This is a genomic window from Emticicia sp. (assembly GCF_043780375.1).
In the GTDB taxonomy this organism is placed as follows: Bacteria; Bacteroidota; Bacteroidia; order Cytophagales; family Spirosomataceae; genus Emticicia.
On record NZ_JAYWCU010000193.1, the window covers coordinates 1 to 6,562 of the forward strand.

Consider the following 6,562-nt stretch of genomic DNA (forward strand, 5'->3'; position numbering starts at 1 on the left):
TTTCTTTTTGAGTAAATCAAAAAGAGTAGTATCAGCCTCCCACGTTGCATTGACTATATGAGCTGTTCCTGAAAAAATCTCATATTCAATATTTTTGAAGCCGACATGATACAAACTGTCAGTAGCCGAAAGTGTCGCTTCTTGAATTCGTTTTGATAATAAAGGTTTTAATCCCCAAAAGCAAATCATGCTTACAATGGCAAATAGCCCTAAGAAACTGTAAAGGGCAATTTTTAGATTTTTTTTTAAGTTGTTTGGTATTTTCATGAGATAAATCAGTAAAATGAATTAATAATTATACTCTTATAAATGATTAAAAAGGTGAGATAGTTAGCTTTGTAAAATTAACGATACATACGAAAAGGATGTTTATTATGTTGCTAATTAATTGATTATTAAATATTTATGTTTTCTAACAAATACTAAATTTTATTCTGTTGGTATATATTTATCTTTACAATACTTTTCCATTTCAGTATCATTTTCAAAATAATCATCGCAAAATTCATCCAGTTCTTTCTCTGTTGATTTATAATAGCGTTCTTCGGCAGTCATTAATTTTTCTGTTTGTTCAATAAATTTCTCAAATTCTTTATTGATTTTACACAATTTGTCTATTGTTTTAAAGTCTAAATCATGGTATTTTGGTGGAAACAACACTTTACTTTGATATGGATTGGCATTTAGTTCAATTACGCCGATTCCAAATGATTGATTAAGTCGTTCCATTTCTTCTAACAAACTATCACTAAATTCAAAAGCTACTAAATAACCATAATTTGCCCAACTTGAATTTGAAACTGCTTGGAAAAAGGCTTTTTTAAGTTCAGAATCGCTGTTTATCTCTTTTTTAATTTCATAAGAACTAAGTTTGAAAGTATCAACTCGATTAATAGCTTTCAAAAAATTTTGACTTGCTTTTGTATATAAATTCAAAAAACGAATGCCGACCATATCGGGATGCGTCCAAATTTGGTTACTATCTTTTCCAAAAGTAGATTGCTCGTGAAAAATCGTTTTTGAATAAACACCCACATTTTTCAAATAACTACTTAAAAGTCGATGTAAATCTCTTTCTTCGTAAGTTTTTACTTTATCATTTTTTTTCGTTATTACTTCAGTTTCTTCTAATGCCTCAATGCTAATATTTGATTCATTTTTAGTCAAATAATATGAGTATGAACCACCCGTTTCTTTGATTCGCTTTACTCGTGTATCACCATTACGAATAAAATCACCAAGATGAGCAGATATTGTAGATTGAGGAGTTTTGCCATCTCTAAAATCATAATATTTATGCTTAATAATATGATTATAAACCTCCAAATAGTTTGTTGGTTCATTAATATCATCCAAACTTTTCAATATCGCTTCTTTTGTTGTCATTATATTGTTTTTTTATATACAGCACTTTTATTTTGAAATATCTCTGTAAATTTCGATATTTGCTCTGTTATGCTTAGTCAAGCCTCTTGCAAAGCAACGTAACTAAGTGAAAGATTTTAAAGGGTCGCAATGCGACCCTTTATTTTTTACCCTCAAAACACTTTCTCTCCCCCAACAAAAGTATTCAAAACCTTCACATTTCTTAATTTTTCTTTCGGAATCTTCATTAAATCTTCTTCTAAAATCACAAAATCCGCCATTTTGCCTGCTTCGATGCTGCCTCGTTCTTTTTCTTCAAAATTGGCATAAGCACTCCAAATCGTCATTGCACGAATAGCTTGCTCACGAGTCAAAGCATTTTCCATTTGAAAACCTCCCTCGGGGAAATTTTTGGCATCTTGTCGAGCAACTGCCGAATGAAACCCATACAATGGATTCACAAACTCGACAGGAAAATCACTTCCGTTGGCAATTACGCCATTTTGCTTCAATAAATCCTGGAAAGCATAAGCCGTTTTTACACGTACGTCACCCAATCTTTCATCAGCCCAATACATATCCGATGTGGCGTGTGTAGCCTGAATCGAAGGGATTATTGAGTATTTTCCAAACTTCGCAACATCCTTATTATCAACCACTTGTGCGTGTTCAATTCGCCAACGTCGGTCATTTTTGGTCTTTAATAACTTACCATAAATATCTAATATCAAACGATTGGCTGAATCTCCAATACAATGAGTATTTGCTTGAAAGCCCGAACTATAAATTTGGGTCAAACTGCGTTCCAACTCAGCCGCACTCAACAACAAAAAACCAGTTTTTGAAGGTTCGTCGCTGTAAGGTTTCAACAAACAAGCACCACGAGAACCCAAAGCCCCATCGGCATATAATTTAAACGAACGCACATTCAAACGATCGGTTTTATAAACACCTTTTTTGATGTAATAATCTAAATTTCTAATACCCAAAGAAACCATTACGTAATTACGAATTTTCAACGAACCTTCTTTGTTCATTTTGTCAATTAGTTCAATATCATCTTGATTGAGTCCTGCATCAGAAACGGTGGTCAAACCTAACTTCAAACATTCTTTTTGAGCTGCTAAAAGCATTTTTCGCTTGTCATTTTCGGTCGCTTGCGGAATTACTCTCTTTACCAAACCCATGGCATTATCAACCAAAATCCCAGTCAATTGTCCGTCTACTACTTCTACTAAACCACCATTTACCTTACTTGTAGGTGATATTTTTGCAAATTCGAGAGCTTTTGAATTAGCAATTATTGCATGACCATCAATACGAGTAAGCACCACAGGTTTTGTTGGGAAAGCCTTATCCAAGAGGTCTTTTGTAGGAAAAACTTTAATATCCCAGTCATTTTGGTCCCAGCCACGCCCAATTATCCATTGCTCTCCTTTATGCTCCGCATCGAATTTTTTGAGCCTTTCTACTATTTCTTCATACGACTTTGTGTCTACCAAATCGCATTGACTCAACATTTGTCCAAGTCCCATGAAGTGACTATGCGGGTCATAAAGCCCTGGAAAAATAGATTTGCCTTTAGCATCAATTTTTTGTTTGGCATTATACTTAGCTAAAATGTTTTTCGACGAACCAGTAGCCAAAAACTTTCCACCTTTTATAGCAAAGGCTTCTGTCGTAACAAACTGATTATCAACAGTATAGACAATAGCATTATAAACAATAATATCAGTCGCTTGTTTTTGAGCGAAGGCAATGAAGGGGAATAATAACACACATAATATTTTTTTCATGAAGACAGGTTTTAGTTTGTACTGGCAAATTAACAAAAAAGCGAAATAAATTTTTCATTTACTTCGCTTTTTTTATCTATAAAAGACACTATTTATTTTATATTAGCTTTATCTAATGCTTGTTGAAAAATACGTGCATTATTGGTATGCTCTTGAAATGTTTCGGCAAAATTGTGATAGCCCGAAAAATCTTCTTTTGCACAAAAATAAATATATTTATGACGCTCATAATTCAAAACTGCATTTAAGGCATTTGGCTCTGGTAATGCAATTGGGCCGGGCGGAAGTCCAGTGTTTTTGTATGTATTATAAGGAGAATTGATAGCAAGATGCTTAAATAAAATTCGACGTAAAGTAAAATCTCCTACCGCAAATTTTACTGTAGGGTCGGCTTGTAAAGGCATATTAGATACCAAACGGTTGATATAAGCCCCAGCCACCCGTGGCATTTCATCGGTTTTATTGGTTTCGGATTGCACAATTGATGCCAAAACCGCCACTTGAATAGGTGTCATATTGATAGACTGTGCTTGTTGAAGGCGTTCACTGGTCCAATATTTTTTATATTCGTCGTGCATTCTTGCCATAAACTTTTCGGGTGTTGTCGTCCATCTTACAAAGTAAGTATTTGGTAAAAACATACACATTATAGTTGTTGTATCGAAACCATATTTTTGACAAGCTTCCGAATTACGCAATAAATCAATTAGTTCTTCGGTTTTAAATTCAAACCTACCCCCCATTTTTTTAATCAAATCTGATTTTAGGCGAACATTATTGAATGTCAAACGAACATCGTCTTGCTCACCTTTACGAAGTTTTGAAATTACTTCTTTATTGCCCGAATTGGGCTTTATTTCATAACGTCCAGACTTTACTTTTTCAGGATAGTTCATCCATTTTGACAAGAACTGAAATGAAATCTCATCATTGATTATCTTGTATTTATGTAATGAATCAACCACATTTTTGTAAGTTCCGCCCGTAGGAATATACAAAACAAAGGTTTTTTTTCCTTCAACATTCAGATTATCGCTATTGGCGACTTGCCAAAAATAAAATGATAAAGTTGCCACTACGGTTGTGGTAATGACAAGGGCGTAAGCGATGAATTTTCTGTTTTTTAACATGGGTATTTATTTTAGCTTTTCAATAATCTGTTCAATATTTATTCTATTTTTTAATAATGTCTCTCCTTAATTATTTCTTTGAGTAAGCTTTAAATGGTATACTGCCATTATTGATATATGAAATAATTTGTTCTAATCTTAGCTTTTCCTGCTCGCCCAAAACCATATTCCTTAGTGTCAATTCTCCCGTTTGCATTTCATCCGAACCAACAACGATTACATAAGGTATATTCTTACGATTGGCGTAATCAAATTGTTTTTTTAGTTTTCCAGATTCTGGATAAATTTCTGAATTGATACCTGCATCACGGAGTTTTTTAAGAATCGGTAAAGAATATTTTTCGGCTTCTGCATCAAAGTTTGTGAGCAGAACTTTGGTGGTAACTTCTCGGGCGGCGTTCCGCTGATTATCAAATAAGCCTAATTCTTCCATCACATCAAAAATACGGTCAACACCTAACGAAATACCAACGCCCGAAAGCCCTGGCATTCCGAAAGTTCCTGTTAGATTATCATAACGACCGCCGCCCGAAATACTTCCAATAGCAACGCCATTGGCTTTTACTTCAAAAATTGCACCTGTATAATAACTTAGTCCACGAGCCAAAGTTATATCAAGTTGCATCTTTGAATTATCTAATCCGAAGGATTCTACTAAAGACCAAACTTTCTCTAATTCTTCGATACCTTTTAAGCCAATTTCAGAATCTTTCAACCACATTTTCAACTTATCAAACACCTGACTATCAGCACCTTGTATTTCAAAAACTGGTTGAAGTTTTTCAATTGATTCTTCCAAAAACCCTCTTTCACGTAATTCGTCTTCTACTTTATCTTTCCCGATTTTGTCTAATTTATCTATCGCCACTGTTAATGAAACTTCCGAGCCTTTTAATCCTATTACTTCGGCAATTCCTGACAATATTTTTCGATTATTGATTTTTATTGTAAAGTCTTCAATACCAAGATTTTGTAGGATTTCTTGCAACATCAACACGATTTCAGCCTCACAAATCAATGAATCTGTGCCAACAACATCAGCATCACACTGATAAAACTCACGGTAACGCCCTTTTTGTGGGCGGTCGGCACGCCAAACGGGTTGAATTTGGTAACGTTTAAATGGCATCACTAAATCATTGCGATTCATTACCACAAATCTTGCAAATGGCACAGTTAGGTCATAGCGAAGACCTTTTTCTGAGATTTTATGCGTTAGTTTTTTTGAGCCATCATCAAGGTCTTTTTGAGTCAAATCTTTAGAAAAATCGCCTGAATTTAAGACTTTAAATAAGAGTTGGTCACCTTCATCACCATACTTTCCCATCAAAACCGAAAGATTTTCGATGGTTGGTGTTTCGATGGGCTGAAAGCCAAATTTCTCGAAAGTGCGTTTGATTTTATCAAAAATATAATTTCGTTTGACCATCACCGAAGGGCCAAAATCACGTGTTCCTCTTGCTAAGCTGGGTTTACTCATGTTGTTAGGGCTTGTTTTTGTCGATCAAAGACAAAAAACACTACTTTTAGAAATAAAAAATTTAACTCGCTACAAAATTAGTGGAAAAAAGTCATTGTTAATTATTAAATATTAATTGATTTTCGTAGCTTTGCACTCCGAAAATCGAAAGAATAATTAAAAACATACGAAAATGGCAGTAACACAATTAAAGCGTAAAGCAAGAAGAAATCAAGCGATATCAAAAAATAGAATTGCTACAATCAAACGTCTATCATTAAAATTAGATGTTAGACGAGTTGATATTGAAGCATTGAAAGCAGAATTTACTAAGTAATTCGGCAATAAATGCCACGAAATTATATTTCGTGCTTGCTAAAATCAACCTACAAAAAAAGAGATGCCCATGAGCATCTCTTTTTTTGGTAGGTTGATTGTGTTCCTAAATTTTTCGACAAGCTATATATGTTCTTTATATAGAACATTCAGCATTTTTGGCTACGAGGCAGTTGAGTCAAATTGCCTTTCGAGCGTGATTGATAAAATATTCTAAATTATCTCCGCAAAAGGTTTCTACAATAAAAGCAAAATTCTTATCAAGAATCATGCTATTGTTTTAAATATAGCAATTTTTATATCAATTAATTTTTTTATTCGCAAAAACTCAAAGTTAGTACTATTCTTCATTTTTTACATCACCATATTCATGAGTATAAATGACTTTGTTGCAACGGTTGAATTAAGTGATAATTTTCTGTGATTCAGGTAATCCAAGTTGAGCAAATTTGTTAAGAATCTTACAATTTATACTC

General features: G+C 33.7%; 6 protein-coding genes. 1 reads left to right on the top strand and 5 read right to left on the bottom strand.

Features of this window, described 5'->3' with window-relative positions:
• The 5 genes from ACH2CJ_RS15565 to hisS all read right to left on the bottom strand — a co-directional run.
• On the bottom strand, positions 1-267 hold a 267-nt coding region (locus ACH2CJ_RS15565), incomplete at its 3' end, for a hypothetical protein (protein WP_394993873.1).
• A 162-nt stretch (positions 268-429) separates the two neighbouring features.
• Positions 430-1,386 carry a hypothetical protein gene (locus tag ACH2CJ_RS15570; protein ID WP_394993874.1) on the bottom strand — a complete coding sequence of 319 codons (957 nt, stop codon included), beginning with the start codon at positions 1,384-1,386 and terminating at the stop codon, positions 430-432.
• A gap of 152 nt (positions 1,387-1,538) precedes the next feature.
• A complete protein-coding gene (locus ACH2CJ_RS15575; protein WP_394993875.1) occupies positions 1,539-3,161 on the bottom strand; it encodes an amidohydrolase in 1,623 nt (540 codons plus the stop codon).
• 92 nt (positions 3,162-3,253) lie between these two features.
• Positions 3,254-4,291 (bottom strand): endolytic transglycosylase MltG, encoded by a 1,038-nt coding sequence (gene mltG, locus ACH2CJ_RS15580; RefSeq protein WP_394993876.1) that lies wholly within the window; start codon positions 4,289-4,291, stop codon positions 3,254-3,256.
• 70 nt (positions 4,292-4,361) lie between these two features.
• Positions 4,362-5,771 carry a histidine--tRNA ligase gene (gene hisS / locus ACH2CJ_RS15585; protein ID WP_394993877.1) on the bottom strand — a complete coding sequence of 470 codons (1,410 nt, stop codon included), beginning with the start codon at positions 5,769-5,771 and terminating at the stop codon, positions 4,362-4,364.
• 172 nt (positions 5,772-5,943) lie between these two features.
• On the opposite strand from hisS, the gene ACH2CJ_RS15590 reads away from it, so the two are divergent.
• Positions 5,944-6,087 carry a hypothetical protein gene (locus ACH2CJ_RS15590; protein ID WP_394993878.1) on the top strand — a complete coding sequence of 48 codons (144 nt, stop codon included), beginning with the start codon at positions 5,944-5,946 and terminating at the stop codon, positions 6,085-6,087.
• The last annotated feature ends 475 nt before the right edge of the window (positions 6,088-6,562 follow it).